The sequence below is a fragment of the Pseudomonas sp. McL0111 genome, assembly GCF_052567255.1.
The window spans coordinates 4,025,767-4,052,018 of record NZ_CP199585.1; the positions used below are offsets into that span (position 1 = coordinate 4,025,767).

General features: G+C 59.7%; 24 protein-coding genes. 8 read left to right on the forward strand and 16 right to left on the reverse strand.

What is annotated here, in order from left to right; all coding sequences use genetic code 11:
* Genes ACTWLJ_RS18540 through ACTWLJ_RS18550 form a run of 3 tightly spaced genes read right to left on the reverse strand, consistent with a single transcriptional unit; the run spans position 1 to position 3,565 of the window.
* Positions 1 to 1,269 (reverse strand): dihydrolipoamide acetyltransferase family protein, encoded by a 1,269-nt coding sequence (locus tag ACTWLJ_RS18540; protein WP_445177907.1) that lies wholly within the window; start codon positions 1,267 to 1,269, stop codon positions 1 to 3.
* Positions 1,270 to 2,328, reverse strand: a complete 1,059-nt coding sequence (locus tag ACTWLJ_RS18545; protein WP_401210407.1) for an alpha-ketoacid dehydrogenase subunit beta — start codon at positions 2,326 to 2,328, stop codon at positions 1,270 to 1,272. It abuts the gene before it with no gap.
* Position 2,329: 1 nt separating this feature from the next.
* On the reverse strand, positions 2,330 to 3,565 hold the full coding sequence (locus ACTWLJ_RS18550) for a 3-methyl-2-oxobutanoate dehydrogenase (2-methylpropanoyl-transferring) subunit alpha (RefSeq protein ID WP_445177908.1): 1,236 nt from the start codon (positions 3,563 to 3,565) through the stop codon (positions 2,330 to 2,332).
* A 185-nt stretch (positions 3,566 to 3,750) separates the two neighbouring features.
* Here ACTWLJ_RS18550 and bkdR point away from each other — a divergent pair, with 185 nt between their 5' ends.
* Complete coding sequence (gene bkdR / locus ACTWLJ_RS18555; protein WP_016985245.1) at positions 3,751 to 4,239, forward strand: Bkd operon transcriptional regulator BkdR; 489 nt, start codon at positions 3,751 to 3,753, stop codon at positions 4,237 to 4,239.
* 117 nt (positions 4,240 to 4,356) lie between these two features.
* Here bkdR and ACTWLJ_RS18560 read toward each other — a convergent pair whose 3' ends face one another.
* Positions 4,357 to 5,220, reverse strand: coding sequence for an MBL fold metallo-hydrolase (locus tag ACTWLJ_RS18560; RefSeq protein WP_401219184.1), 864 nt, complete (start codon positions 5,218 to 5,220; stop codon positions 4,357 to 4,359).
* Between the two features lie 91 nt (positions 5,221 to 5,311).
* On the opposite strand from ACTWLJ_RS18560, the gene ACTWLJ_RS18565 reads away from it, so the two are divergent.
* The 3 genes from ACTWLJ_RS18565 to ACTWLJ_RS18575 all read left to right on the forward strand — a co-directional run bounded on the left by ACTWLJ_RS18565 (position 5,312) and on the right by ACTWLJ_RS18575 (position 7,877).
* The gene (locus ACTWLJ_RS18565; protein WP_401219181.1) at positions 5,312 to 5,653 is read left to right on the forward strand and encodes an ArsR/SmtB family transcription factor; all 342 of its coding nucleotides are present in this window, start codon (positions 5,312 to 5,314) and stop codon (positions 5,651 to 5,653) included.
* A gap of 169 nt (positions 5,654 to 5,822) precedes the next feature.
* Entirely contained in the window at positions 5,823 to 7,067 is a 1,245-nt protein-coding gene (locus tag ACTWLJ_RS18570; protein ID WP_445177909.1) for an FAD-dependent oxidoreductase, read from the forward strand.
* A 9-nt stretch (positions 7,068 to 7,076) separates the two neighbouring features.
* The gene (locus ACTWLJ_RS18575) at positions 7,077 to 7,877 is read left to right on the forward strand and encodes a sulfite exporter TauE/SafE family protein (RefSeq protein WP_445177910.1); all 801 of its coding nucleotides are present in this window, start codon (positions 7,077 to 7,079) and stop codon (positions 7,875 to 7,877) included.
* Positions 7,878 to 7,920: 43 nt separating this feature from the next.
* Here the strand turns inward: ACTWLJ_RS18575 and ACTWLJ_RS18580 are convergent, their stop codons facing one another.
* From ACTWLJ_RS18580 to ACTWLJ_RS18605, 6 genes are all read right to left on the reverse strand, one after another.
* The gene (locus tag ACTWLJ_RS18580; protein WP_401219173.1) at positions 7,921 to 9,201 is read right to left on the reverse strand and encodes a TRAP transporter large permease; all 1,281 of its coding nucleotides are present in this window, start codon (positions 9,199 to 9,201) and stop codon (positions 7,921 to 7,923) included.
* Positions 9,201 to 9,728, reverse strand: a complete 528-nt coding sequence (locus ACTWLJ_RS18585; protein ID WP_445177911.1) for a TRAP transporter small permease — start codon at positions 9,726 to 9,728, stop codon at positions 9,201 to 9,203. Before ACTWLJ_RS18585 ends, ACTWLJ_RS18580 begins: the two co-directional genes overlap by 1 nt.
* A gap of 66 nt (positions 9,729 to 9,794) precedes the next feature.
* Positions 9,795 to 10,766, reverse strand: coding sequence for a TRAP transporter substrate-binding protein (locus ACTWLJ_RS18590; protein ID WP_445177912.1), 972 nt, complete (start codon positions 10,764 to 10,766; stop codon positions 9,795 to 9,797).
* A 55-nt stretch (positions 10,767 to 10,821) separates the two neighbouring features.
* Complete coding sequence (locus ACTWLJ_RS18595) at positions 10,822 to 11,715, reverse strand: SMP-30/gluconolactonase/LRE family protein (RefSeq protein WP_445177913.1); 894 nt, start codon at positions 11,713 to 11,715, stop codon at positions 10,822 to 10,824.
* A 30-nt stretch (positions 11,716 to 11,745) separates the two neighbouring features.
* On the reverse strand, positions 11,746 to 12,570 hold the full coding sequence (locus ACTWLJ_RS18600; RefSeq protein ID WP_401219163.1) for an NAD-dependent epimerase/dehydratase family protein: 825 nt from the start codon (positions 12,568 to 12,570) through the stop codon (positions 11,746 to 11,748).
* 205 nt (positions 12,571 to 12,775) lie between these two features.
* The gene (locus ACTWLJ_RS18605; protein ID WP_445177914.1) at positions 12,776 to 14,059 is read right to left on the reverse strand and encodes an OprD family porin; all 1,284 of its coding nucleotides are present in this window, start codon (positions 14,057 to 14,059) and stop codon (positions 12,776 to 12,778) included.
* Positions 14,060 to 14,264: 205 nt separating this feature from the next.
* On the opposite strand from ACTWLJ_RS18605, the gene ACTWLJ_RS18610 reads away from it, so the two are divergent.
* Both ACTWLJ_RS18610 and ACTWLJ_RS18615 read left to right on the forward strand, forming a co-directional pair.
* Positions 14,265 to 15,920: an MFS transporter gene (locus ACTWLJ_RS18610; RefSeq protein ID WP_445177915.1), complete on the forward strand. Its 1,656-nt coding sequence runs from the start codon at positions 14,265 to 14,267 to the stop codon at positions 15,918 to 15,920.
* A complete protein-coding gene (locus tag ACTWLJ_RS18615) occupies positions 15,917 to 17,059 on the forward strand; it encodes an HlyD family secretion protein (protein WP_445177916.1) in 1,143 nt (380 codons plus the stop codon). The genes ACTWLJ_RS18610 and ACTWLJ_RS18615 overlap by 4 nt, the downstream gene beginning before the upstream one ends.
* A gap of 118 nt (positions 17,060 to 17,177) precedes the next feature.
* On the opposite strand, the gene copD is transcribed toward ACTWLJ_RS18615, so the two are convergent.
* The 3 genes from copD to ACTWLJ_RS18630 are packed head-to-tail and all read right to left on the reverse strand — an operon-like array spanning position 17,178 to position 18,887.
* Complete coding sequence (copD, locus tag ACTWLJ_RS18620; RefSeq protein WP_445177917.1) at positions 17,178 to 18,035, reverse strand: copper homeostasis membrane protein CopD; 858 nt, start codon at positions 18,033 to 18,035, stop codon at positions 17,178 to 17,180.
* 3 nt (positions 18,036 to 18,038) lie between these two features.
* Positions 18,039 to 18,404 (reverse strand): copper homeostasis periplasmic binding protein CopC, encoded by a 366-nt coding sequence (gene copC, locus ACTWLJ_RS18625; RefSeq protein ID WP_445177918.1) that lies wholly within the window; start codon positions 18,402 to 18,404, stop codon positions 18,039 to 18,041.
* A 48-nt stretch (positions 18,405 to 18,452) separates the two neighbouring features.
* The gene (locus ACTWLJ_RS18630) at positions 18,453 to 18,887 is read right to left on the reverse strand and encodes a GNAT family N-acetyltransferase (RefSeq protein WP_445177919.1); all 435 of its coding nucleotides are present in this window, start codon (positions 18,885 to 18,887) and stop codon (positions 18,453 to 18,455) included.
* Between the two features lie 146 nt (positions 18,888 to 19,033).
* Between ACTWLJ_RS18630 and ACTWLJ_RS18635 the strand changes: the two genes are divergently transcribed.
* Positions 19,034 to 19,654 carry a TetR/AcrR family transcriptional regulator gene (locus tag ACTWLJ_RS18635; RefSeq protein WP_339447173.1) on the forward strand — a complete coding sequence of 207 codons (621 nt, stop codon included), beginning with the start codon at positions 19,034 to 19,036 and terminating at the stop codon, positions 19,652 to 19,654.
* Between the two features lie 141 nt (positions 19,655 to 19,795).
* On the opposite strand, the gene preA is transcribed toward ACTWLJ_RS18635, so the two are convergent.
* The 3 genes from preA to hydA form a co-directional block, all read right to left on the reverse strand.
* On the reverse strand, positions 19,796 to 21,070 hold the full coding sequence (preA, locus tag ACTWLJ_RS18640; protein WP_445177920.1) for an NAD-dependent dihydropyrimidine dehydrogenase subunit PreA: 1,275 nt from the start codon (positions 21,068 to 21,070) through the stop codon (positions 19,796 to 19,798).
* Complete coding sequence (locus ACTWLJ_RS18645; protein ID WP_445177921.1) at positions 21,071 to 22,438, reverse strand: NAD(P)-dependent oxidoreductase; 1,368 nt, start codon at positions 22,436 to 22,438, stop codon at positions 21,071 to 21,073. It lies immediately after the preceding gene.
* Between the two features lie 182 nt (positions 22,439 to 22,620).
* A complete protein-coding gene (gene hydA / locus ACTWLJ_RS18650) occupies positions 22,621 to 24,060 on the reverse strand; it encodes a dihydropyrimidinase (protein ID WP_445177922.1) in 1,440 nt (479 codons plus the stop codon).
* Between the two features lie 621 nt (positions 24,061 to 24,681).
* Between hydA and ACTWLJ_RS18655 the strand changes: the two genes are divergently transcribed.
* Positions 24,682 to 26,166, forward strand: coding sequence for an NCS1 family nucleobase:cation symporter-1 (locus ACTWLJ_RS18655; protein ID WP_445177923.1), 1,485 nt, complete (start codon positions 24,682 to 24,684; stop codon positions 26,164 to 26,166).
* Positions 26,167 to 26,252: the final 86 nt, after the last annotated feature.

The following is a 26,252-nucleotide window of genomic DNA, read 5'->3' on the forward strand; positions in this document are numbered from 1 at the left end:
TCACTCCACAAACAGGGTGGCGGGTTGTTCGAGCAAGCCGCGAATGGCCTGGATGAAGAGCGCTGCGTCCATGCCATCGACCACGCGGTGATCGAAGGAACTGGAGAGGTTCATCATCTTGCGAATCACCACCTGGCCTTTGACGACCATCGGCCGTTCGACGATTTTGTTCACGCCGACGATCGCTACTTCCGGCAGGTTCAGCACTGGAGTGCTGACGATGCCGCCGAGGGCGCCGAGGCTGGTCAGGGTGATAGTCGAGCCGGACAATTCATCGCGGCTGGCCTTGCCATTCCGCGCGGCGTTGGCCAAGCGCGAGATTTCGCTGGCGCTGTCCCACAGGCTGCGCGCTTCGGCGTGGCGCACCACCGGCACCATCAGGCCGACGTCGCTTTGTGTGGCGACGCCGACATGCACCGCGCCGAGGCGAGTGATGACCTGGGCTTCGTCGTCGTAACGAGCGTTTATCTGCGGGAAGTCGCGCAGGGCGACGACCAGTGCACGCACGAGAAATGGCAACAAGGTCAACTTGCCACGGCTGGCACCGTGTTTTTCATTCAGGTGAGCGCGCAGTTCTTCGATTGCAGTGACGTCGATTTCTTCGACATAACTGAAATGCGCGGCACGCTGAGTGGCGTCCTGCATGCGCTGGGCGATCTTGCGGCGCATGCCGATCACTTGAATCTGTTCTTCATCGTTACGCTGGGCGTAAGCCGCCGCGACCGGAGCCGAGGCGTTCGACTGACCTTGCGCCAGATAGGCGTCGAGGTCTTCATGCAGCACGCGACCGGCCGGGCCGGAACCGCGTACCAGACGCAATTGAATACCCAGATCCAGTGCATGTTTACGCACGGCCGGGGAAGCCAGCGGACGCTCATCGGCCTCGCGGGCAACCATCGGGCCTTGGCAAACAGCCGCCGGACGCGGCGCTGCGGCAGCGGGTTTGTTCTCCACGACAGTTTCGACTTTCGCCGCAACAGGCTCTTTCACGGAAGCAGGCGCAGCCGACTCTTTCAGATTGCCCGCACCTTCGACTTCAATGCTGATCAGCACACTGCCGACCGCCATCACTTCACCCGGCTGACCGCCGAGCGCAATCACCTTGCCGTGTACTGGCGACGGAATATCGACCATCGCCTTGTCGGTCATCACGTCTGCCAGCACCTGATCTTCAACGACCAGGTCGCCGACCTTGACGTGCCACTGCGACAGTTCTACTTCTGCGATGCCTTCGCCGATGTCCGGCATCTTGATAACGTGCGTGCCCATTCAGACCTCCATGACCCGTTTCAGCGCCGCGCCCACTCGGGACGGCCCAGGGAAATACGCCCACTCTTGCGCGTGCGGGTAGGGGGTGTCCCAACCAGTGACGCGTTCGATCGGCGCTTCCAGGTGATGGAAGCAATGCTCTTGCACCAGCGACACCAGTTCGGCGCCGAAACCGCAGGTGCGGGTGGCTTCGTGGACAACTACGCAGCGACCGGTTTTCTTCACCGACTTGACGATGGTTTCCAGATCCAGCGGCCACAGGCTGCGCAGGTCGATGACTTCGGCGTCAACACCGGATTCTTCGGCGGCAACTTGCGAGACATACACGGTGGTGCCGTAAGTCAGCACGGTCACGTCCTTGCCCGGACGAGTGATCGCGGCGACGTCCAGCGGCACGGTGTAATAACCGTCCGGCACTTGTGCGGCGGGATGTTTCGACCACGGGGTTACCGGGCGGTCGTGGTGGCCGTCGAACGGTCCGTTGTACAGGCGCTTTGGCTCAAGGAAGATCACCGGGTCATCGTTCTCGATGGAGGCGATCAGCAGGCCTTTGGCGTCGTACGGGTTGGACGGCATGACGGTGCGCAGACCGCAGACCTGAGTGAACATCGCCTCGATACTCTGGCTGTGGGTCTGGCCGCCGTAGATGCCGCCGCCGCAAGGCATGCGCAGGGTCATCGGTGCGGTGAACTCGCCAGCCGAGCGATAACGCAGACGCGCCGCTTCGGAGATGATCTGGTCGGACGCCGGGTAGACGTAGTCGGCGAACTGAATCTCGGCCACCGGACGCAGGCCATAAGCGCCCATGCCCACGGCGGCGCCGACGATGCCGCTCTCGGAGATCGGCGCGTCGAACACCCGCGAGGTGCCGTACTTGTTCTGCAAGCCTTCGGTGCAACGGAACACACCGCCGAAGTAGCCGACGTCCTGGCCGAACACGACCACGTTGTCATCGCGTTCAAGCATCACGTCCATGGCCGAGCGCAGGGCCTGGATCATGGTCATGGTGGTCGTGGTCATGGCGGTTTCCAGCTGGATTTGGTTGTTGTGATCGTTCATGTCAGATCCCCAACTGCTGACGCTGGCGCTTCAAGTGCTCCGGCATCTCTTTGTAGACGTCTTCGAACATGGTCGCAGCGCTTGGAATCTGGCCGCCGGCGAGGGTGCCGTACTGTTCGGCTTCTTTTTGCGCGGCGATCACTTGGGCTTCGAGTTCGGCGCTGACAGCGGCGTGCTCTTCTTCAGACCAGTGGCCGACCTTGATCAGGTGCTGTTTCAGACGGGCAATCGGGTCGCCGAGCGGGAAGTGGCTCCAGTCATCGGCAGGACGGTATTTCGACGGATCATCAGAGGTTGAGTGCGGGCCGGCGCGGTAGGTGACCCATTCGATCATGGTCGGGCCAAGGTTGCGGCGCGCACGTTCGGCGGCCCAGGCAGATGCAGCGTAGACCGCGTAGAAATCGTTGCCATCAACCCGCAGCGAGGCGATGCCGCAACCCACACCGCGTCCGGCGAAGGTGGTGGCTTCACCACCGGCAATTGCCTGGAAGGTCGAGATTGCCCACTGGTTGTTGACCACGTTGAGGATCACCGGCGCGCGGTAAACGTGGGCGAAGGTGAGGGCGGTGTGGAAGTCCGATTCGGCGGTGGCGCCGTCACCGATCCACGCCGAAGCGATTTTGGTGTCGCCCTTGATCGCCGAAGCCATCGCCCAGCCAACGGCCTGGATGAACTGAGTGGCGAGGTTGCCGGAAATGGTGAAGAAACCGGCGTCCTTGACCGAGTACATGATCGGCAACTGACGGCCCTTGAGCGGATCGCGCTCGTTGGACAACAGTTGGCAGATCAGGTCGACCAATGGCACGTCGCGGGCCATCAGGATGCTTTGCTGGCGGTAGGTCGGAAAGCACATGTCGTCGATGTTCAAGGCCAGAGCCTGTGCACTGCCGATGGCTTCTTCGCCAAGGCTTTGCATGTAGAACGACATTTTCTTCTGACGCTGGGCGACGACCATGCGGTTGTCGTAGATCCGCGTCTTGAGCATGGCGCGCATGCCCTTGCGGAGGATCTCGACCGAAACGTTTTCAGCCCACGGGCCGAGGGCGTTGCCCTGGTCGTCGAGCACACGGATCAGGCCGCGGGCGAGGTCGGCGGTCTCGGCGGGTTCTACGTCGATTGGAGGTTTGCGCACCGTGCCGGCATCGGTCAGATGCAGGTAGGAGAAGTCGGTTTTGCAGCCGGGACGGCCCGAGGGTTCAGGGACGTGCAGGCGCAGCGGTTCATACGCTTGGGTCATGGCTTCTACGCTCGATCTTGTGAATTTCTTGTAGTGAGCTGGCAGTCATTCTTCGGTAGAAGAAATCTTGTCCTACAACAATCATAGGCCCGGGCAAGAAGAATATTTATCTGTGTTTCGTTGCGCTGGAGACCATTTGCAGATAGAAATTCTGCATAAACATAAAAAACAGGTGGTTTTGTCTCATGCGCAAACTGGACCGTACCGATATCGGCATTCTCAACAGCCTTCAGGAGAACGCGCGCATCACCAACGCTGACCTCGCGCGCTCGGTGAACCTGTCGCCGACGCCGTGCTTCAACCGGGTCAAGGCAATGGAAGAATTAGGCCTTATTCGTGAGCAGGTGACCCTGCTGGACGCGGATCTGCTAGGCCTGCACGTCAATGTGTTCATCCACGTCAGCCTGGAGAAGCAGGTGGAGGAGGCGTTGCAGCATTTCGAAGAGGCGATTTCCGATCGGCCCGAGGTGATGGAGTGCTACCTGATGGCCGGCGACCCGGATTATCTGATCCGGGTATTGGTGCCAACGATTCAGTCGCTGGAGCGCTTCATGATGGACTTTCTGACCAAGGTGCCGGGGGTGGCGAATATTCGGTCGAGTTTTGCGTTGAAGCAGGTTCGGTACAAGACCGCGCTGCCGTTGCCGGCGAATGGCTTGACGCTTGGAAGTTGAAGATCAAAAGATCGCAGCGTGCCGCAGCTCCTACGGGATCGCATTCCAATTGCGTCCCGCAGTTTCGACAGGATCGCGATCTCCTGTAGGAGCTGCGGAACGCTGCGATCTTTTGCTTTAAAGCTTGTTAATCGGCACTTTCAGGTACACCACGCCATTATCTTCAGCCGCCGGAAAATTCCCCGCCCGCACATTCACCTGAATCGCCGGCAGCAACAGCGTCGGCATTCCCAACCCGGCATCCCGCGTGGTGCGCATCTCGACGAACGCCGCCGCATCGATCCCGTCATGCACATGGATATTGCTTTTGCGCTGTTCGCCGACGGTGGTCTGGCACTGCGACTCGCGGCCCTCGGGCGGATAGTCGTGGCACACGTAAAGCTTCACGCTGGCAGGGAAGGCCAGCAGTTTCTGAATCGAGGCAAACAATTGATGCGCGTTGCCGCCGGGGAAGTCGCAACGCGCCGTGCCGACATCAGGCATGAACAGCGTGTCGCCGACCAGAATCTGCTCGCCGTCGATCAAGTAAGCCATGTCCGCCGGGGTGTGGCCGGGGACGTGCAGGGCGGTGGCCTTGAGGTTGCCGATCTTGAATGACTCGTTCGCCGCGAACAGATGATCGAACTGCGAGCCGTCAACGCAGAATTCCGGCTCCAGATTGAACAGCGCCTTGAACACGTTCTGCACTTTGCTGATCGATTCGCCAATCGCAATCTTGCCGCCCAGTTCCCGGCGCAGATACGGCGCGGCGGACAGGTGATCGGCGTGGGCGTGGGTTTCCAGCAGCCACTGCACCTGCAAACCATGAGCGCGGACGAAGGCGATGATCTTGTCGGCCTGTGCGGTGCAGGTACGTCCGGCGGCACCGTCGTAATCGAGCACCGGATCGACGATTGCACACTGCCCGCCATCGGTCTCGTAGACCACGTAACTGTAGGTCGAGGAGGCGGGGTCGAGGAAAGCTTCAATCAGCGCGGGCATGGACACGAACCTGAACAGGGGAAATGGGTTGCAACACTTTATCTAAAAACATAATGTTCGCAGCTTAAGTGACCTTGAAGGCATCCTGCAAATGCAATCCAGTCTGACCGAATGTGAAGTCGCCCAACTACGCGCCTCGGCCTCCAAGGCCTGCTCGTTGCTCAAGGCGTTGGCCAACGAAGATCGATTGCTGATCCTCTGCCAGTTGACCCAGGGCGAGCGCAATGTCGGCGAGCTGGAGACAATGACCGGCGTGCGTCAGCCGACGCTGTCCCAGCAATTGGGGATTTTGCGCGATGAAGGCCTGGTCGCGACCCGCCGTGAAGGCAAGTACATCTTTTACGGGCTCGCCAGTCACGAAGTGATTCAGGTGATGAAAACCCTGTCCGGACTCTACTGCGGAGCCGTGCTCAAAAGCTGGGAACAGCAATAAATGCCAGCCACTACACAACTCTGAAACTGTGGGAGCTAGCCTGCTAGCGATGGCGGGGGTTCAGTCAACACTAATATTGGCGCTCCGGCCTCATCGCTAGCAGGCTAGCTCCCACAGGGTCTGTTGTGAACCTGGTATCAATCCTTGCGTGCAGCAAAAGGAACAAGCAATGAACGATCAACACTGGGGCCCATCCATCAGTGCAGACATCGTGGTCATCGGCGGCGGCACTGCCGGCATCGGTTTTGTCGCGAGCCTGCTCAAACGCGATCCGCACTTGAAAATCGCCGTGATCGAACCGAGTGCGCAGCACTATTACCAACCGGCGTGGACGCTGGTCGGCGGCGGTGCCTATAACGTCAAAGACACCGTCCGGCCGATGTCCTCGGTCATGCCGCGTCAGGTCAACTGGGTGCAAGCGGCGGTGACCGGCATCGATCCCGAGCAGCGCCAACTCACGCTGAACGACCAACGCACCGTCAGCTATCAGAACCTGATCGTCTGCCCGGGCCTGCGCCTCGCCTGGGAGAAGATCGAAGGTCTACAGGAAAGTCTTGGCCAACACGGCGTGACCTCCAACTACAGCTATCAGCACGCGCAATACACTTGGGATCAGGTGCAAAAGCTGCGCGGCGGCAAGGCGCTGTTCACCCAGCCGCCGATCCCGATCAAGTGCGCGGGCGCGCCGCAGAAGGCGATGTATCTGTCTTGTGATCACTGGCTGAAAAGCGGTGTGCTGAACAAGGTCGAGGTCGAGTTCAATCTGGCCGGTGCCGCGCTGTTTGGGGTGCCGACGTTCGTACCGCCGCTGATGAAGTACATCGAGAAATACAACGCCCGGCTGGTGTTCAATTCCAATCTGGTCAAGGTCGACGGCCCGGCGAAAACCGCGTGGTTTGAGGTCAAGGACGCTGACGGCAACGTCACCACGCAGGCGAAGACTTTCGATCTGTTGCACGTAGTTCCGCCACAGGTGTCGCCGGATTTCATCGCGCAAAGTCCGCTGGCCGACGCCGCTGGCTGGTGTGAAGTCAATCCGCACAGCCTGCAGCATCCGCGCTATCCCGAGGTGTTTGCGCTGGGCGATATCTGCGGCACGACCAACGCGAAAACCGCTGCTGCCGTGCGCAAACAAATCGTCGTGGTCGCGCAAAACCTGCTGGCCCAGCGCAAGCAACAACCGCTGCCGCTGAAGTACGACGGTTACGGCTCGTGCCCGCTGACGGTGGAGAAGGGCAAAGTGATCCTTGCCGAGTTCGGTTACGCCGGCAAATTGCTGCCGACATTCCCCCTCGACCCGACGGTGCCGCGCCGCTCGGCGTGGTGGCTGAAGGCGACGTTGCTGCCGTGGTTCTACTGGAACGGCATGCTCAAGGGTCGCGAGTGGCTGACAAGCCTGTCCAAGGTCGACTGAGAAATCACTATGTTGCTGGCAAGTCTGTTTGGCGTGGTGATGGGATTGGTGCTTGGGCTGACCGGTGCCGGCGGCGGGATTCTCGCGGTGCCGGCGCTGGTGCTCGGTTTGGGCTGGACGATGACGCAGGCAGCGCCAGTGGCGCTTTTCGCGGTCGGCAGTGCGGCGGCGGTCGGTGCCATCGATGGTTTGCGGCACGGTCTGGTGCGTTATCGCGCAGCGCTGCTGATTGCGGCGCTCGGCGCGGTGTTTTCGCCGGTAGGGATTTATTTCGCCCATCAGTTACCTGAGAAGATTCTGATGATTCTGTTCAGTCTGCTGATGGTGATGGTTGCCTGGCGCATGCTGCGGCGTGAACGCCAGGAAGAGGGCCCGAGCGATCATGGTCACGCCAGTTGGGGCCAGAAAAACTGCATGCTCAATGAAGAAACCGGACGCTTCGACTGGACCGCCAAATGCACCGCGACCCTCGCGGCATTGGGCGCGGTCACTGGCGTGGTGTCGGGATTGCTCGGGGTTGGCGGTGGTTTTCTGATTGTGCCGGCGTTCAAGCAACTGACCGATGTGCAGATGCGCGGCATCGTCGCCACGTCGCTGATGGTGATCAGCCTGATTTCGGCGATTGGTGTGATCGGCTCGTTTCACGCTGGCGTACGGATTGACGGGCAGGGCGCGGCGTTCATCGTGGCCAGCGTTGTCGGCATGATCATTGGCCGCAAGCTGTGCGCGCGGGTGCCGGCGCGGGCGTTGCAGGTGGGGTTTGCCAGTGTCTGTCTGGTGGTGGCGGGGTACATGTTGTTGCAAGCGTAAAGCAAAAATCGCAGCCCGCTGGGAGCTGCGATCTTTTATCGGCTTACAACACCAGATGCGGCAACCACAGCGAAATCGCCGGAACGTAGGTCACCAGCATCAACACCAGGAACAACACTGCGTAGAACGGCATCAGCGCTTTCACCGTGCTTTCGATGCTGACCTTGCCCACCGCTGAGCCGACGAACAGTACCGCGCCCACGGGTGGCGTTATGAGCCCGATCCCCAGGTTGACCAGCATGATCATGCCGAACTGCACCGGGTCGACGCCGATGCCGAGGATCACTGGCATCAGAATCGGCGTAAGGATCAGAATCAGCGGGGCCATGTCCATCACCGTGCCGAGCAACAACAGCATGACGTTGATGCACATCAGGATCACGTAGCGGTTATCCGACAGGGTCAGGAACAGCGTGGTGATCTTCGCCGGAATCTGCATCAGGGTCATGATGTAGCCGAAGCTGGCGGCGAAACCGATCAGGATCATCACGATCGAAATGGTGCGTACCGTGCGATGCATCAGTTTCGGCAGTTCGCTCCATTTGTAGTCGCGGTAGATGAACATGGTGACGAAAAACGCCCACAGTACCGCGATGGCCGCCGACTCGGTGGCAGTGAAAATCCCCGAGAGAATGCCGCCGAGGATGATCACCATCGCCATCATGCCCCACAGCGCTTCGCCGCAGATCTTCAGGGCCTGACGCAGCGGGATGACTTCGCCTTTCGGGTAGTTGCGCTTACGGGCGAAGATCAGGCAGAGCACCATCAGGCACGCGCTCATCAGCAAGCCCGGTACGATACCGGCCATGAACAGTGATGCGATCGATACGGTGCCGCCGGCCGCCAGCGAATAGAGCACCGAGTTATGGCTGGGCGGTGTCAGCAGCGCTTGCACCGAACCGCTCACGGTCACCGCCGTGGAAAATTCACGCGGATAGCCTTTGCGTTCCATTTCCGGAATCAGTACCGAGCCGACCGAGGCGGTGTCTGCCACCGACGAGCCGGAGATCGCGCCGAAAAACGTCGAGGCCATGATGTTGACCAGCGACAGACCGCCGCGCACAAAACCGACCAGCACCCCGGCAAACGCCACCAGCCGCCGCGACATGCCGCCCTCGGCCATGATCGCCCCGGCCAGCACGAAGAACGGAATTGCCAGCAGCGAAAACTTGTTCACGCCCCCGGCGACTTGAATCATCAGCGCCTGAAAAGGGATGTCGATCCACCAAGCACCAATCAGCGCCGAAAGCCCCAAAGCGTAAGCGACCGGCATGCCGATCAAGATCAAAGCGATAAAACTGCCCAGCAATACCAGCGCGTCCATCAGGCAGCCCCTTCACTTTCTTCAACCAGATCGAAACGCACGACCCGCCGGTTGCTCTGGTCACCGAGCAAGAGTTTTTCCAGTACGAAAATCAGCGTCAGTGCGCCGCCAATCGGGATTGGCATGTAGGTGATGCCCACGCGTAGCGTCGGCAATGCGCTCATGAACTGGTTCCAGGTTGCCAGGCACAGTTTGGTGCCCCAGATCGCCATGAACAGGCAAATGGTCGCCATCAACAATTGCGAGACGATGCTCATGGCTTTGCGCAGGTTGGGAGGCATACGGTCGGTGAGCATGGCGACGGCCATGTGCGCCCCGGCGCGGTAGCTGGCGGCGGCGCCGATGAAGGTGAAAACCATCATCAGCAAAATGGCGGTGGGCTCTGGCCAACTGGAGCCGGTGCCGAGGACGTAACGGGCGAAGACGCCCCAGGGGATGATCAGGGCAATGGCCAACACCGACAAACCGGCGACCCAGATGCAGGCCATGTACAGCGTGTCGTTGATGCGCAGCAGTGAATTCTTCATCGGGTTCCACCGTAACCCGGTACTGCGATGCGCGCAGTACCGGGCCTTCAAAAGGAGCTGGGAGGGTTACTGAACGGCTTCGATACGCTTGATCAGATCGGCGTAAGGCGCGCCGTATTTTTCGCGAATCGAGGCAGTGGCCTCGTAAAACGGTTTCTTGTCGACGGTGATGAACTCAACGCCGGCGGCCTTGAGTTTTTCTTCACTGCTGGCGGATTTCGCGTCCCACAGCACGCGCTCTTCAAGCTGCGCAGCCTTGGCGGCCTTCTTCACCAACGTCTGCTGCTCGGGGGTGAGTTTTTCCCAAGTGATCTTCGACATCACGATGGGCTCAGGCAGGATCAGATGCCCGGTCAGGCTGTAGAACTTGGCGTTCTGGAAGTGGTTGTGTTCAAGCATGGTTGGCGGGTTGTTTTCCGCGCCGTCGATCACGCCGGTTTGCAGTGCGCTGAAGATTTCACCGGTGTCCATGGCGATGCCGTTGCCGCCCATGGCGTTGATGGTTTCGATGAACATCGGGTTGCCTTGCACGCGGATTTTCATGCCCTTGAGATCTTCGAGTTTGCGCACCGGTTTCTTGGTGTAGAGGTTGCGCGTGCCGCCGTCCATCCACGCCAGGGCGACCAGGCCGAATTCGGAGTTAGTGATCTTGTCGAGAATTGCATCGCCAACCTCGCCATCGATGACCGCGCGCATGTGCGCCTGGTCGCGGAAAATGAACGGCATGTTGAACACGTTCACATCCGGCACCACCGGCCCGACGATGCCCAGGCTGACGCGGGTCATCTGGATCGCGCCGACCTGCGCTTGCTCAATGACTTCTTTTTCCGAACCAAGCACACCGCCCGGGAAGTATTTGAAGGTGAGGTCGCCGTTGGTTTCCTTGGTCAGGGCTTTGCCCATGCTTTCTTCAGCGACCACGGTGGGATAACCGGCGGGGTGAATATCGGCGAACTTGATTTCCAGGGCCTGGGCGGCATTGGCGAGGGAGAAGGCGAGCGGTAAAGCGACGGCGAGCAAGGTGCGTTTGAAGTACATGGGGGTGAGTCTCCAGTCTTGTTATTTTTGTGTTCAAGGCGCAGCGGTGCAGGTGTTACAGAGAATCGTCAAACAGGGGTTCGTGAAGTCCTTTGACGCCGGGGTTGAGGGCGAACACGCCGCCGGCCAGGGATTGCGGGTCGTGGTCATCGCCCGGGCGAATCGAGGTCACGAACAAGGTGTCCATCCGGCTGCCACCGAAAGCGCACATGGTCGGTTTTTTCACCGGGACTTCGAGCGAAAAATCGAGTCGGCCATCGGGCGCGAAACGGTGGATGAGGCCGGCGTCATTGGCGCAGATCCAGTAGCAACCTTCAGCATCCACAGCAGCGCCATCGGGGCGACCGGGGAGGTGGTTCATGTCGGCGAAGACGCGCCGGTTCGACGGCGTGCCGGTCTCCGTGTCGTAATCGAACGCCCAGATCAATTGCACGTCGGGATGGGAGTCGGACAGATACAGGGTTTTGCCATCGGGGCTGAAGGCGAGGCCATTGGGCACGATGAAACCGTCGAGTTGCGCTTCAATCACCCCAGACGCTCCGGCGTTGTAGCGATAGAGTCGGCCTTCGGGCGCGTTCAGGCCCATGTTCAACACCATGCTGCCGGCCCAGAAGCGACCCAGCCGATCACAGCGACCGTCGTTGAGGCGCATGTCTTCGCGGCTGTGTCCGACGCTGGCGAGCAGCGCGCTGTCGAGGCTGCCGTCGGTGTGCGGCTGCAGATGAAAGAAGCCGCTTTCCATGCCTGCGATCCAGCCTCCACGGCTGTGGCGCGCGATGCAGGCGAGCATCTCCGGGGCTTTCCAGGCATGTACATGTCCGGTGTCAGCGCTCCAGCGTTGCAGGCTGCCGTTGGGAATATCGACCCAGTACAACGCATTTTCCTGCGTCACCCAGACCGGGCTTTCACCCACGGCGTTGCGGGCGTCGACGATCAATTCGGTTTGCATCCTCAATCCCTTGTGTTGTTGTCAGAGTGATCAGTCGCCAAACGGACCGGCCGCGACGAAGGCGCCACCCTGATAGATCCGCGCCGGATCGTCAGCCGCCGGCATCGGTTGCGCTTCGACCTTGTCGCGGAACACTTCGGAGCTGTCGCGGGCGGTAAAACCCAAGTGGCTGGCGAAGCGGTTATCCCACCAGACATCCTTGTTGTCGGACATGCCGTAGACCACGGTGTGGCCGACATTCGGCGTATACAGCGCACGTTCGAGCAGTTGAGTGAGATCGTCGAAACTCAGCCAGGTGTGCATCATTCGACGGTTCTGCGGCTCGGGGAAGGAGGAGCCAATGCGGATGCTTACCGTCTCGATGCCATAGCGGTCGAAATAAAAGCTCGCCATGTCCTCACCGTAGGATTTCGACAGGCCGTAATAGCCATCCGGACGCCGTGCGGAACCGGCATCAAGGTGTTCATCCTGCTTATAGAAGCCGATAACGTGGTTGGAGCTGGCGAAGATCACCCGCTTAACGCCGTGTCGGCGCGCCGCTTCATAGATGTGGAACACGCCGCAGATGTTGGCGCCAAGAATTTCTTCGAAGGGGCGTTCCACCGACACACCGCCGAAGTGCAGGATCGCGTCCACGCCTTCTACCAGTTGATGCACGGCATGTTTGTCGGCGAGGTCGCAAGGCACGACTTCTTCGTGCTCATCGACAGCCGGGGCGAGGGCGGCGATGTCTGACAGGCGCAACACGTTGGCGTAAGGACGCAGACGCTCGCGCAAGACTTTGCCCAGACCGCCGGCGGCGCCGGTCAGCAGCAGGCGATTGAAGGGTGCTGGGGTTGTTGAGGTAAACGTCATGGCAATCCCTGGACAATATTTGTTTTTGGAGTTGTTGTAGGTTGTCGTATGACTTGGGTCGAAGTATCGGTACGGTTTCCGGGTCTTGTCAACGCGACTTTGGTTGAAAACGACGGAGGGTTATCGATCTGCCCGGAACCCAAGACCCGCAGCTGGATGCACTACTGGGCTGCAGGCGATGTGTTCGTCGACTCCCGGATACGGGCTACAACAGCGAAATCGGGTAACTGATGAAAATCCGGTTTTCATCGAATTCATTGGTACTGAAGTCGCGCCGAATCGTCGCGTTGCGCCATTTGACGTTGAGGTCTTTCAGCGGCCCGCTCTGTACGGTGTAGGCCAGTTCCGATTCGCGACCCCATTCCTTGCCGTCGGTGGTCGTGCCGGTGTGCACGTTATCGCCGCTGATGTAGCGGTTCATCATCGTCAGGCCAGGCACGCCGAGGGCGACGAAGTTGTAGTCATGACGGAGCTGCCACGAACGTTCCTTGGCGTTGTCATAACTCGCGTTGTAACTGTCGTTGGCCAGGGTGCCGCCGCTGGTGCCGTTGACCCGCATCCAGGCATCGTCGCCGCCGAGTTTCTGCAGGCCGACGTAGAAGGTGTTACCGCCATATTTGGCGGAAAGCATGGCAAATGAAGTCTTGTTATCGAGGTCGCCGGCCTTGGCGCTGCCGTCTTCCTTGCCGGTGAAGAAACCGAGATTGGCACCCAGCGTCCAGTCACCGAACGGCTGGCTGTGGCTGACGTTGAAGTACTGTTGCTGATAGATGTCGGTGAGTTCGGCGTACCAGATGCCGACCAGCGTGCGCTTGTCATTGAAGGTGTATTCGCCACCGCCAAAATTGAAACGGTCTGAGGTGAATGCGCCCCGGCCATTCATCGACATGTCTTCCATGCTCGCATCGTTGCGCGGGCTGTTGCCACGAAACTGGCCGCCGTACATCGTCAGACCATTGATTTCGGTAGAGGTGATCTGACCACCGCGGAAGGTTTGCGGGAGGGAGCGGCCATCATCAGAGCGCAGGATCGGCAGCACCGGCATCCATTCGCCAACTTTCAATTCTGTCTTCGAAACCTTGGCTTTCAGCGCGACGCCGAGTCGACCGAAATTATCCGCCGGACGCCCGTCATCATGAATTGGCAACAGCTGCGTGCCACCGCTGCCTTTGCCGCCATCGAGCTTTTGCGAGTACGTGCCGAGAATATCCAGACCGAAACCGACGGTGCCTTGGGTGAAACCGGATTTCGCATCGAGGATGAAGTTCTGCGTCCACTCTTCAGCCTTGCCCTGCGCATTGTTCGGGTTGGTGAAGTTGCGGTTGAAGTAGGCGTTGCGCAGGTTCAGCGTCGCTTTGCTGTCTTCGAGAAACCCTTCGGCATTGGCGGTCACGGGCAAGGCGAGGGCGAGGCTGCTGCAGCCGATCAGACTCAGGGGGGAATAAGGGCGAACGAGGGTGGAACGGGAATTGCGGACGGATGTGCTCATTGTGGCGCTCCATGCTGCTTGTTGTTTTTATTATTTGTCATACGTCGTCGTACAACATGGTTGCGGATATTTCCTACGTTTTGCGGGAATGTCAACTGGAAGTTATACGATGACTTGCGGGTTCAGCAGAGAACCTTGGTGGGAGCGGGTGTGTCAGTGATGCTTTTACGGCAAACTGACGGCACTTCACGTACAAGGTTGTTCAATGGACCGATACGCCCCGCACGACTGGCAGCCTCACGAGAAGCCCAGCCTGCCCGGTTCCCCCTCGACGCCGCTGCACTCCAGTGCCAAGCGTCTGGCCTATGCGCTGGTCGGGCTGCTGGTGGCGTTGACCGGTGGCCTGGGGAATTCGCTGGTGGTCGCCAATCTGCCTTATCTGCAAGGTGCGCTGGGCGCGACCACGGCGGAAATGGCCTGGTTGCCGGCGGCGTACGTGATGACCAACGTGTCGATGAACCTGCTGCTGGTGAAGTTTCGTCAGCAGTTCGGTTTGCGCGCGTTTACCGAGGTGTTTCTGGTGCTGTACGCACTGGTGACCTTCGGCCATTTGTTCGTCAATGACCTGAATTCGGCAGTCGCGGTGCGTGCGGCCCACGGCATGGTCGGCGCGGCGCTGAGTTCGCTGGGCCTGTATTACATGATTCAGGCGTTCCCGGCGAAATGGCGGATGAAGGCGCTGGTGCTGGGGCTCGGTACTTCGCAATTGGCATTGCCGCTGGCGCGACTGTTCTCCGAAGACTTGCTGCAAATCGCCGAATGGCGCGGTTTGTATCTGTTCGAATTGGGCATGGCGTTGCTGTCGCTCGGTTGCGTATTCATGCTCAAGTTGCCGCCCGGTGACCGTTTCAAAACCTTTGAACCGCTGGATTTCCTTACCTTCGCTATCCTCGCCACTGGCGTTGCGCTGTTGTGCGCGGTGCTGTCCCTCGGGCGGATTGACTGGTGGCTGGAAGCCGACTGGATCGGCATCGCCCTGGCTGGCTCGATTGCGCTGATTTTCACGGGACTGGCCATCGAGCATAACCGCAGCAACCCGATGCTGATGACCCGTTGGCTCGGCAGCGGGGTGATGATCCGTCTGGCGCTGGCGGTGATCCTGATTCGTATGGTCACCTCGGAGCAATCCACCGGCGCGGTCGGCTTCATGCAGAACCTCAACATGAGCAGTCAGCAACTGCACAGTCTCTACGTGGTGATGCTGATCGGCAGCGTCGCCGGGCTGGCGACCAGTGCGCTGACCATCAACCCGAAGCACTTGCTCATGCCGTTGATTATCTCGCTGGCGTTAATGGCGACCGGCTCAGTGATGGACAGCTTTTCGAACAACCTGACGCGCCCCTCGAACATGTATTTCAGCCAGTTCCTGCTGGCGTTCGGCAGTACGTTTTTTCTTGGCCCGACCATGGTCCTCGGCACGCGCAATGTGCTGACCAATCCGCGTAATCTGGTGAGTTTTTCGGTGCTGTTCGGGATCTGCAATAACCTCGGCGGGTTGATCGGGTCGGCGTTGCTCAGCACCTTTCAGATCGCCCGGGAAAAATTCCATTCCAGCCACATCGTCGAGCAACTGACGATGACCGATCCGCTGGTGGCGGCGCGGGTGCAAAGCGGCGGCTCGGCTTACGGTTCACTGCTGGCCGATCCGAGCCTGCGGAATCTGGCCGGCATTCGCAGCCTGTCGAACGCCGCCACTCGCGAAGCCAACGTTCTCGCCTATAACGATGTGTTCATGCTGATCGCGGTAATCGCGGTGCTGACCATGATCTGGATTTCCATTCGTGCGCTGTGGCTGATGAGCACCACCCGGGCCATCACTGCCACGCCTCCCGCAGCTGCCAACGGTGCCAATTCTCAATGACTGAACCGACCACCACGACCACCAACGCCATTGCCGCCACCCCCGAAGGCGTGGCGCCGCCGGCATCAGCCAATACCGAGCCGCGCTCGTTGCGAGTGCGGATAATTTCCTCGATGGGCTTTGCCGCGATTGCCATCGTCGGCGTGATGATCGTGCTGTACGCCTGGCAACTGCCGCCGTTCAGCAGCGCGGTGGAAACCACCGAGAACGCCTTGATTCGGGGCCAGGTAACGATCATCGGCCCGCAGCTCGCCGGTTATGTCTATGAAGTGCCGGTGCAGGATTTCCAGTATGTGAAGGCCGGCGATCTGCTGGTACGACTGGATGACCGCATCTATCAACAGCGTCTCGACCAGTCGCTGGCGCAACTGGCGGTGCAGAAAGCTTCACTGGCCAACGTGGTGCAGCAGCGCAACAGTGCCGAGGCGACGATCAAGCTGCGTCAGGCGGCGGTGGCTGACAGTGAGGCGCAGTTGCGCAAGAGCGAGGCGGACTTGCGGCGCAACAAGGAACTGGTGAGTGACGGTTCGGTGTCAAAACGCGAGATGGACGTGACGCTCGCCGCCAATGCCCAGGGCATCGCCGCTGTGGCGCAGGCCAAGGCCAATCTGGAAATCGCCCGGCAGGATCTGCAAACGGTGATCGTCAATCGCGGCTCGCTGGAAGCGGCAGTGGCCAGCGCTGAGGCGGCGGTGCAACTGGCGCGGATCGACCTGTCGAACACGCGGATTGTCGCGCCGCGCGACGGTCAACTCGGGCAGATTGGTGTGCGCCTCGGCGCCTACGTCAACTCCGGCGCGCAGTTGATGGCGCTGGTGCCGAACCAGAAATGGGTGATCGCCAACATGAAGGAAACCCAGATGGATAACGTGCGGGTCGGGCAGCCCGTGCGCTTCACCGTCGATGCGTTGAACCACCGTAAATTCACCGGGCATGTGCAGCATATTTCGCCGGGCACCGGTTCCGAGTTCGCGCTGCTGCAGGCCGATAACGCCACCGGCAACTTCGTCAAGATCGCCCAGCGCGTGCCGGTGCGGATCACTATCGATGAGGGACAGCAGGAGGAAGAACGACTGCGCCCGGGGATGTCGGTGGTGGTGAGTATTGATACGGCGGCGGGTGATACCCAAAAACATTGATCCACACAGATCAAAACTGTGGGAGCTAGCCTGCTGGCGATTGCGGACTCGTATTCAGCACTGTTGCCGACTGACACTCCGCTATCGCCAGCAGGCTGGCTCCCACAGGGATAGGCGCTCAGGCAGCAATCATCGGGGGCAGGGTGCCCAGTAGCGAGACCGCCGCCACCGCGCCAATCCCCAGCAACCATTCCAGCATCACGCTGCGCTTGAGCGCTTCGGTCCGCTGTTCACAGTCCTTGATCCGCAAGCGATTCAACAGCGCCAGCCCAAGCATCCCAAGCACCAGAAAAGCCTTGATCAGCAGAATCAGGGCAAACCCCGAGAACAACGGCGTCGGCCACCATTGCCCGGTCAGCACTCGCACGTTGATCAAGCCAGTCAGCAACAACCCCGCCACCAACACATATCCAATTCCGCTGAAACGCTGCAGAACAGTGCGCAGCGGCGCATTCGGCTGGCGCAAAATCATCACCAGCATCAACAACCCGCCAAGCCACGCACCGACGCAGGTCAGATGAATGACCTGATTGAGGATCAGCATCTGCCCGCTGAAACCATCAAGCATCGCTCCGTGACCAACGGGTGCCAGCGTCGCCAGCAGCAACGCACTCAAGCCCAATCGCAACGGTGTGCTTGAGCGCCACGGCGTGAACAGCAGCGCCAGCAACAGCCCGTTGATCAGCAAGTGCCAACGCCAGACCTGACCAAAAAACGTATTGCCCAGCACCACGCCAATCGTGTCCGGGTCAAACGCGGCCGCAGCCGAACCGGCCATGCTCGCGGTGATCAGCAAGGCCCAGACGACGCCGCTGACCAGCGCAATAGCCGTCAGCCAGCGCGCCAGTTGGGCGAGGTGCCGATCCAGTTCTGGTGTTTCACCCTTGAGCAGCCAAGGCCTGAACAGCCAGGCCCCGAACAGCATCAACACCACGGTGAAATGCAGAAAGCGACACAGCACCAACGCTTCGGTCATGAATTACTGGCCAACCTTGAACTGATAGGCGCCTTCGCTTTTGTGCGTATCGACCGACACCGCGTGCCATTCGACTTTGTACTCGCCGGCGCTGAGTGGCGCGGCGGGGGTGACGATCAGGGTTTTCTTGTCGCTGCCTTCGGTGGCCAGGGCTTTCACTGCTACCGGGGCGCCATCCTTGGTCAGAGTGACTTTGGTGAAGCTGGCTTCCACGCCTTCGGAAAAGGTCAGACGCAAATCCGCAGGCGCGGCGACGGTGCTGTCGGCGGCCGGGGTCTGGCTTTTCAGGTGGGCGTGGGCGAAAGCGGAAGTGGCAATGACCATCGAAGCGAGCAGGGCGCTGGCGGTCAGCAGTTTTTTCACGAACATGGGCAGTTCCTTATCAAAGAAGTCGCGGGGCAGAGTATAGAGCGTGCTTCACAACGCTTTCAGGCGCATATGAATAACCGGAAACGGCCGGCCCTGGCCATCGGTTTCCGAGCGTCCGATATTTTCGAAACCATAGTGCAGGTAAAAACCGTGAGCCTGTGGATTCTGTTCGTTGACGTCGACTTTCAGCAGCGGCCGGGTGACGTGATCGAGCAAGCGCCGACCGACACCCTGACCGCGAAAATCCGGGTCGATAAACAGCATCTGCACGGTGTCGGTATCGGTGGCGATGAAACCTGCCGGCGTCTGATCGGGGTTTTCCAGAACCCAGACATCGAGCGCCGGCAGATAGGTATCGCGCACCAGATAAAACAGCAAATCAATGTCGTCTTCGCCGAGGAAATCATGGGTGGCGCGTACCGAGCGCTCCCACAGCGCAGCCAGTGCCGGATCGTCGGCCAGGATGCGTTTTCGAATGTTCATGGCCATGATCCTTCGAGTGGTTGCCAGGAAAGGAGGGCGATCCTAAACCAGAAAAAAGCCCAGGTGTGTGAAGAATCGTTCTCGCCTGTCGCCCCCGTGCCTGAGCGGATGCTAGTCTTGGGCAACGCTGTTGTCAGGGAGCCCACATGGGCAATCACAAGATCGAAATTCGCCGCAGCAATGTCGAGAAAATCCTTCTGGCGGCGGAAAAGGTGTTTGCCGAAAAAGGCTTCGGCAGCACCGCCATGGCGGACATCGCCGCCGAAGTGCAACTGCCGCGCTCCAATCTGCATTACTACTTCAGCACCAAGAGTGAGCTGTACAGCGCGGTGCTGTTCGACCTGCTGGAAGTGTGGAAACAGGATGCGTTGTGCTTCGAGATGTTCGATGACCCACGGGTGGTGCTCAGCAGCTACATCCGCGCCAAGATGAACCACTCGCGCAGCCGCCCGTATGGCTCGAAAGTCTGGGCCAACGAGATCATCCACGGCGCGCCGACGTTGGGCGAGGCGCTGGACGTCAGTCTTTATGATTGGGCGAAGATGAAGGAAGCGAAGATTCGGCAGTGGGTCGAGGACAAGCGGATTTTGCCGGTGGAACCGTCGGGCCTGCTGTACATGATCTGGGCCTCGACCCAGCATTACGCCGACTTCGATCATCAGGTGAATATTCTCAATGATCATCAGCCGCTGTCGGACATGCAGTTCGAACGGGCGGTGCAGACGGTGACCAGTGTGATCCTGCGCGGGATCGGGCTGGAGCCCTGAGATGTGTGTTATGGCTACAGGCCTCATCGCGGGCAAGCCCGCTCCCACAGGTTTTTGGGTTGTCCTCAAGTGCTGTGTACACCAGAAAACCCTGTGGGAGCGGGCTTGCCCGCGAAGGCGTCAGTTCAGACGCTGCCTGCCTCAAGGTGAGACATGGTAGGGATTCCTAGGATCATGATTCCAGTCCAGAAACGGCTTGCCCGTGTCCATCGGCACCATCTCGATGCAGTCCGCCACCGGGCAGGTGATCTGGCACAAATTGCAGCCCACACACTCATCATCGATCACTTCATATTTATGCGTCCCGTCCTCCTGCTTGAGGCTGCTGATCGCCTGATGTGACGTGTCCTCGCACGCAATATGGCAGCGTCCGCAACCGATGCAGGCGTCCTGATCAATCTTGGCGATCACCTGATAGTTGATGTCCAGGTACTTCCAGTCTGTGGTGTTGCCCACCGCCCGCCCGGAAAACTCGGTGAGGCTGGCGTAACCCTGACTGTCCATCCAGCGTGACAAACCGTCCTTCATCTCTTCGACAATCCGAAAGCCATGCAGCATCGCCGCCGTGCACACCTGCACCGCGCCGCTGCCCAGCGCAATGAATTCTGCCGCGTCACGCCAACTGCCGATGCCGCCAATCCCGCAAATTGGCAGGCCCTGGGTCTGCGGATCACGAGCGATTTCCGCGACCATGTTCAGCGCAATCGGTTTGACCGCCGAGCCACAGTAGCCGCCGTGAGTGCTTTTGCTGCCGACGACGGGCAGGGCGACCATGTGTTCCAGATCGACGCTGGTGATCGAGTTGATGGTGTTGATCAGCGACACCGCATCAGCGCCGCCCCGATACGCGGCACGAGCGGCGACGCGAATGTCGGTGATGTTCGGCGTGAGTTTGACGATCACTGGCAACGAGCAATAGGTCTTGCACCAGCGCGTGACCTGCTCGACATACTCCGGCACCTGACCGACCGCCGCGCCCATGCCGCGTTCGGGCATGCCGTGCGGACAACCGAAGTTGAGTTCGATGCCATCGGCGCCAGTGGCTTCGACCAGCGGAAGGATGTGTTTCCACGATTCCTCGACGCAGGGCACCATCAGCGAAACGATCAACGCACGGTCCGGCCAGTCCTTTTTCACCTGGGTGATTTCGCGCAGATTGATCTCCAGCGAGCGGTCGGTGATCAGCTCGATGTTGTTGATCCCCAGCACTTCGCGGTTGGCGCCGTAGTGCGCCGAATAACGCGACGAGACGTTGACCGCTGCCGGGTCCTCGCCAAGGGTTTTCCAGACCACGCCACCCCAGCCGGCCTCGAAGGCACGCACCACGTTGTAGGCTTTGTCGGTCGGTGGCGCGGAGGCCAGCCAGAACGGATTGGGGGCTTTGATGCCGGCGAAGACAATCGAAAGATCGGCCATTTACGCAGCCTCCACGTTAAGCATCAGTTGAACGTTGATCGCCTCGGCGGCCAGTTTGCCGTGTTGCACCGCTTGCACGGTCAGGTCCTGATCGAGACTGGCGCAGTCGCCACCGGCATAGACCCCGGGAATGCTGGTGCGCAGGTTTTCATCGACTTGAATCCGTTCGCCCTGACGCTTCAATTCCCGCGCCATCGGGTCAACGAGGGCGCCGCCGTCGAAAGACTGGCCGATGGCTTTGAAGATCGCATCAGCCGCCAACTCGAAGGTTTCGCCAGTGGTTTGCAGGCGACCGTCGACCAGATGAGTACGGGCGAAACGCATGCCGCGCACATGGCCCTGAGCGTCGAGCAACACTTCCTCCGGTTGCGCCCAGGTCAGCAGGCGAACCTGATTGGCCTTGGCGATGTCCTGTTCGTGGCCGGTAGCGCCCATGTCCGCCGCACCACGGCGATACACCAGATTCACATCGCGAGCACCGAGGCGGGCCATTTGCACGGCCATGTCGATGGCGGTGTTACCAGCGCCGAGGACGATGCAATGTTCGGCCAGCGGCAGTTGCGTGAGGTCATCGGACTGGCGCAGTTCACGGATGTAATCGGTGGCGGCGAGCACGCCGGGGGCATCTTCGTGGGGCAGGCCGAGTTGTTTGCTGGCATTCAGACCGATGCCGAGGAACACCGCGTCGAACTGTTGATGCAGTTCGCTGAGGCTCAGATTTTCGCCAAGTTTTTGCCCGTGGCGGATTTCGATGCCGCCAATTTGCAGAAGGAAATCCAGCTCTTTTTGCGCGTAATCATCGACCAGTTTGTACTTGGCGATCCCGTATTCGTTGAGGCCGCCAGCCTTCTCCCGCGCTTCGAAAATCACCACGTCATGCCCGTGCATGGCGCTGCGATGGCCGCAGGACAATCCCGCAGGCCCGGCGCCGACCACGGCGATGCGTTTGCCAGTGCTGGCAGCGCGCTGGAACGGGTGTTCGGTGAAGTGTGCGTTGTCCACGGCGTAGCGTTGCAGCAGGCCGATCAGCACTGGCGCGCACTCTTGGGCGTTGTTGCGCACGCAGGCTTGCTGGCAAAGAATTTCGGTCGGGCAGACTCGTGCGCAACTGCCGCCGAGGATATTCGCCGAGAGGATTTTCTGCGCAGCGCCGGGCACGTTGTCCTGATGGATATTGCGGATGAACGAGGGAATGTCGATCTCGCTCGGGCACGCATTCACGCACGGTGCATCGTAGCAATACAGACAGCGCGAGGCTTCCAGATGCGCCTGCCGGGCGTTGAGCGGCGGCGCCAGATCGGTGAAATGGCCGGCGAGGGCGGCGGCGCTCTCATGCGGGTGCGGAAGATGGTTGAGGGTCTCGATCACGGTTTTTTGCCTCACGGTTATTGAGGTTCTCTGCCTCTGATGGGCAGTGGTTTTTTGTGTTGTCTGTGGGGGCCTCATCGCTGGCAAGCCAGCTCCCACAGGGATTGAAGTCGGACACAAATATTGTGTTCACCAAAAAAACTGTGGGAGCTGGCTTGCCAGCGATAGGCCGCAGGCCGGTTTCAGCGTTTCACTGCAACCGGTTTATGCAACTCAGCCCGCTTGCTCAGCAAATCAAACACCGCCGGATACGCCGGACGTTCGATATAGCGCCCGGCCCCGCGCTCGGCGCGCAGGTCGCCGTCGGCCCAGACCACGCGGCCCTGGCTGACGGTATGGCTTGGCACACCGCGCACGGTCTTGCCTTCGAAGATGTTGAAGTCCACCTGCTGATGGTGGGTCTTGGCGGAAATGGTGCGGGTGCCTTGCGGGTCCCACAGCACCAGATCGGCATCGGCGCCGACGCGAATCGCACCCTTGCGCGGATAAAGGTTGAAGATTTTCGCGGTGTTGGTGGAGGTCAGGGCAACGAAATCCTGCATCGAAAAACGCCCGGTATTCACCCCTTCATCCCACAACAGCGCCATGCGGTCTTCGATGCCGGCCGTGCCGTTGGGGATCTTGCTGAAGTCATCGCGCCCGGCCGCTTTTTGCTCGGCGCAGAAACAGCAGTGATCGGTGGCGGTGGTGTGCAGATTGCCGTTTTGCAAACCGTGCCACAGCGCTTCCTGATGCCCGCGTGGACGGAACGGCGGGCTCATCACGTAACCGGCAGCAGTTTGCCAGTCCGGGTGTTGATAGACGCTGTCGTCGAGCAGCAAATGCCCGGCCAGTACTTCGCCGTACACCGGTTGGCCCTTGCTGCGTGCATAGGTGATTTCGTCGAGGGCTTCCTTGGTCGAAACGTGCACCAGATACAGCGGCGTGCCAATGGTTTCGGCAATGCGAATCGCCCGGCTCGCGGCTTCGCCTTCGACTTGCGATGGCCGCGACAACGGATGCGCTTCCGGCCCGGTGATGCCCTGGGCCATCAGCTTGCGTTGCAGGTGATAAACCAGTTCGCCGTTTTCCGCGTGCACGGTCGGCACCGCGCCGAGTTCCAGGCAGCGCTCGAAACTCGCCACCAGCGTGTCGTCGGCGGCCATGATCGCGTTCTTGTAGGCCATGAAATGCTTGAAGCTGTTGATCCCGTGATGGCTGACCAGTTCGGCCATTTCTTCGCGAACCTGTTCGCTCCACCAGGTGATCGCGACATGGAAGCCATAGTCGGACGCGGATTTTTCCGCCCAGCCGCGCCACTGATGAAACGCTTCCATCAATGACTGCTGCGGATTGGGAATCACGAAATCGATGATTGAGGTGGTGCCGCCCGCCAGACCGGCCGCCGTGCCGCTGTAAAAGTCTTCGCTGGCCACGGTGCCCATGAACGGTAGTTGCATGTGCGTATGCGGATCGATGCCGCCAGGCATCAGGTACTGGCCGCTGCCGTCGAGCACTTCGGCGCCTGCGGGAACATCAAGGTTTTCACCAATGGCTTTGATCACGCCGTCTGCGCAATACACATCGGCGCGATAACTTTCATCATGGGTAACAACGGTGGCGCCACGGATCAACAGAGACATTCCGAGTTCCTCGCAGGCATGACCGACTTGTGCCGGTTCTAGATGTTTTATTAATGCAACGCAGATCGATGTATTCCTGTCAGCGCTGTCAGGATTAAAAGCTAGTCGCAGAATTAAGAATGAGCAAGATAAATTTTTATAAGCTTATTCATGTTTTAACTAGTTGATAAATAACGATAAAAATACAAAATCACCAAAATGGTGAGGCTGCTCACCATTTTGACGCACTTGACAGGATGCAAATATGGTCAACATTTCCTATGTGAAATCAGCCGCTTGAAGTTGAGCTGCGGTTGATCGCTCACGATGAAAAAAAGTGCAGTGCACCAGAATGAGTCCTGACACTTCGAACAACTTGCCCGACGTTTAGCCTGAGCGCCTGGACAAGTTTTCGCGGACTCCCCAGGTTAATAATTAAAACTGATAAACATCAGTAAGTTGCAAAGCGTTTGAAACACGGCCCGATGCGCAAGCGGGGCACCCGGCACGTTTATTGATGCCGCCGCTGACACCATGGCCGGTACACGAAAGTTGTCAGTTCCTCCGGCCATCGTCCGGCTCGCGCCTCCGTGCGTCAGCCCCCTGATGAGCAAAAATAATCAAAAGAACAGTGGAGCGGCCATGCAACAGATCAGATCGCAAGTGACCGAGCGCGACGGCTTGTTCGAGCTCGAAGCCGGCAGCGACGTCCTCGACAGTCCCCGTTACAACCACGACATGGCACCGACCAAGGTGCGCGAACGAACCTGGAACAAATGGCACATCACCGCGCTGTGGGTCGGCATGTCGATCTGCGTGCCGACCTACACCCTCGGCGGCGTGCTCACGGCGTACTTTGGCCTGAGCGTCGGCGAGGCGTTGGTGGCGATTTTGTTTGCCAATATCATCGTCCTTATCCCTTTGACGCTTAACGCCTTTCCCGGCACCAAATACGGGATTCCGTTTCCGGTGTTGCTGCGCTCCTCGTTCGGCATCCTCGGCTCCAACGTGCCGTGTCTGATCCGGGCGCTGGTGGCGTGTGGCTGGTTCGGCATTCAGACGATGTTCGGCGGGCTGGCGATTCACCTGTTTCTCGGCTCGGTGTTCGACGGCTGGAAATCCCTCGGCGGAACCGGCGAGGTGATCGGTTTCATGATCTTCTGGGCGTTGAACCTGTGGGTGGTGATTCGCGGCGCGGAGTCGATCAAATGGCTGGAAACCCTGTCTGCACCGTTGCTGGTGGCGGTCGGCATCGGCCTGTTGGTCTGGGCCATGCCTAATGTGTCGATGACGGAATTGATGGCGATCCCGGCCAAGCGTCCGGAAGGCGCCAGCGTGGTCAGTTACTTCGCCGCAGGGCTGACGGCGATGGTCGGATTCTGGGCGACGTTGTCGCTGAACATTCCCGACTTCAGCCGCTACGCCAAGAGCCAGAAGGACCAGATCGTCGGCCAGATCATCGGGCTGCCGCTGACCATGTTCCTGTTCGCCGCCCTCGGTGTGGTGATGACCGCCGCTTCAGTAAAACTGGTGGGCGTTACCGTCTCTGATCCGGTGACCCTGATCGGCCACATCCAGAGCCCGGTCTGGGTCGCGATTGCCATGGCGCTGATCATCATCGCCACGCTCTCGACCAACACCGCCGCCAATATCGTCTCGCCAACCAACGACTTCCAGAACATCGCACCGAAGGTGATCAACCGCACCAAAGCGGTGTTGCTGACCGGTGTGGTGGGGCTGGCGTTGATGGGACATGAACTGCTGAAAAAACTCGGCTGGATCGTTTCCGATGTCAGTCTGGAAAGCGTCTATTCCAACTGGTTGCTCGGCTATTCGAGCCTGCTCGGACCGATTGCCGGGATCATGGTTGTGGACTATTTCCTGATCAAGAAACAGCAATTGGACCTGGCCGGGCTGTATCGCGATGACGTGTATCCGGCGTGGAATCTGGCCGGGTTTATCGCGTTCGGCGTGCCGGTGGTGCTGACGTTGCTGTCGCTGGGCAGCGATGCGTTCAGTTGGTTCTACAGCTATGGCTGGTTTACCGGCTCGGCGCTGGGAGGCTTGATTTATTACGGGTTGTGCGTGATGCGGGCGCAGCCTTCTGTCGTGAAATCGGCGGTGTAGCGGCTGGCCTTATCGCTAGCAGGCTAGCTCCCACAATGGTGTGTGTTCCAGGTTTGAAATCTGCAATGCATTCTCCCTGTGGGAGC

Coding starts and splice junctions, on each gene's coding strand:
- ACTWLJ_RS18540 (WP_445177907.1), bottom strand. CDS start 1,269: ATGGGCACGCACGTTATCAAGATGCCGGACATCGGCGAAGGCATCGCA.
- ACTWLJ_RS18545 (WP_401210407.1), bottom strand. CDS start 2,328: ATGAACGATCACAACAACCAAATCCAGCTGGAAACCGCCATGACCACG.
- ACTWLJ_RS18550 (WP_445177908.1), bottom strand. CDS start 3,565: ATGACCCAAGCGTATGAACCGCTGCGCCTGCACGTCCCTGAACCCTCG.
- bkdR (WP_016985245.1), top strand. CDS start 3,751: ATGCGCAAACTGGACCGTACCGATATCGGCATTCTCAACAGCCTTCAG.
- ACTWLJ_RS18560 (WP_401219184.1), bottom strand. CDS start 5,220: ATGCCCGCGCTGATTGAAGCTTTCCTCGACCCCGCCTCCTCGACCTAC.
- ACTWLJ_RS18565 (WP_401219181.1), top strand. CDS start 5,312: ATGCAATCCAGTCTGACCGAATGTGAAGTCGCCCAACTACGCGCCTCG.
- ACTWLJ_RS18570 (WP_445177909.1), top strand. CDS start 5,823: ATGAACGATCAACACTGGGGCCCATCCATCAGTGCAGACATCGTGGTC.
- ACTWLJ_RS18575 (WP_445177910.1), top strand. CDS start 7,077: ATGTTGCTGGCAAGTCTGTTTGGCGTGGTGATGGGATTGGTGCTTGGG.
- ACTWLJ_RS18580 (WP_401219173.1), bottom strand. CDS start 9,201: ATGGACGCGCTGGTATTGCTGGGCAGTTTTATCGCTTTGATCTTGATC.
- ACTWLJ_RS18585 (WP_445177911.1), bottom strand. CDS start 9,728: ATGAAGAATTCACTGCTGCGCATCAACGACACGCTGTACATGGCCTGC.
- ACTWLJ_RS18590 (WP_445177912.1), bottom strand. CDS start 10,766: ATGTACTTCAAACGCACCTTGCTCGCCGTCGCTTTACCGCTCGCCTTC.
- ACTWLJ_RS18595 (WP_445177913.1), bottom strand. CDS start 11,715: ATGCAAACCGAATTGATCGTCGACGCCCGCAACGCCGTGGGTGAAAGC.
- ACTWLJ_RS18600 (WP_401219163.1), bottom strand. CDS start 12,570: ATGACGTTTACCTCAACAACCCCAGCACCCTTCAATCGCCTGCTGCTG.
- ACTWLJ_RS18605 (WP_445177914.1), bottom strand. CDS start 14,059: ATGAGCACATCCGTCCGCAATTCCCGTTCCACCCTCGTTCGCCCTTAT.
- ACTWLJ_RS18610 (WP_445177915.1), top strand. CDS start 14,265: ATGGACCGATACGCCCCGCACGACTGGCAGCCTCACGAGAAGCCCAGC.
- ACTWLJ_RS18615 (WP_445177916.1), top strand. CDS start 15,917: ATGACTGAACCGACCACCACGACCACCAACGCCATTGCCGCCACCCCC.
- copD (WP_445177917.1), bottom strand. CDS start 18,035: ATGACCGAAGCGTTGGTGCTGTGTCGCTTTCTGCATTTCACCGTGGTG.
- copC (WP_445177918.1), bottom strand. CDS start 18,404: ATGTTCGTGAAAAAACTGCTGACCGCCAGCGCCCTGCTCGCTTCGATG.
- ACTWLJ_RS18630 (WP_445177919.1), bottom strand. CDS start 18,887: ATGAACATTCGAAAACGCATCCTGGCCGACGATCCGGCACTGGCTGCG.
- ACTWLJ_RS18635 (WP_339447173.1), top strand. CDS start 19,034: ATGGGCAATCACAAGATCGAAATTCGCCGCAGCAATGTCGAGAAAATC.
- preA (WP_445177920.1), bottom strand. CDS start 21,070: ATGGCCGATCTTTCGATTGTCTTCGCCGGCATCAAAGCCCCCAATCCG.
- hydA (WP_445177922.1), bottom strand. CDS start 24,060: ATGTCTCTGTTGATCCGTGGCGCCACCGTTGTTACCCATGATGAAAGT.
- ACTWLJ_RS18655 (WP_445177923.1), top strand. CDS start 24,682: ATGCAACAGATCAGATCGCAAGTGACCGAGCGCGACGGCTTGTTCGAG.